Raw genomic sequence first — 377 nt, 5'->3', positions numbered from 1 at the left:
CAAGCTATGACAGCACTACCGGTGCAGTCAGCTCGCCAACCTATGTCACCACTAAAACTGACGGTACAACAGTTAATGCCAGCAATGTCGGTGATGCCTTAACTAACCTGAATAATGAAGTGGTTAAACCAATTACCTTTGCGGGTAACAGCGGCAGTGTTGACCGTAAGTTGGGTGAAACCCTGAATATCACAGGGGGTCTGACAGCGTCAGGTTCGAACTCGAATGTGAAGACGGTGATCAGTGGCAATACGGTTGACATTCAACTTGCAGATGCACCTGTATTTGCAGGGAAGTTGACAGCAAGCGGACTGGATGCCAATGGTGAGAAAGTTACCAATGTCGGTGCGGGCACCAATGCTACCGATGCAGTAAAC

The 377-nt window shown here is 48.8% G+C and carries 1 pseudogene; it reads left to right on the top strand.

What is annotated here, in order from left to right:
* Positions 1-377, top strand: a pseudogene (locus AC056_RS19275) (hypothetical protein); the annotation flags it as partial.

It is taken from the genome of Acinetobacter genomosp. 33YU, assembly GCF_001990725.1.
Lineage (GTDB): Bacteria > Pseudomonadota > Gammaproteobacteria > Pseudomonadales > Moraxellaceae > Acinetobacter > Acinetobacter seifertii.
The sequence above is the reverse complement of the archived record's forward strand: the minus strand, read 5'-3'. Positions and strand labels throughout refer to the sequence as shown.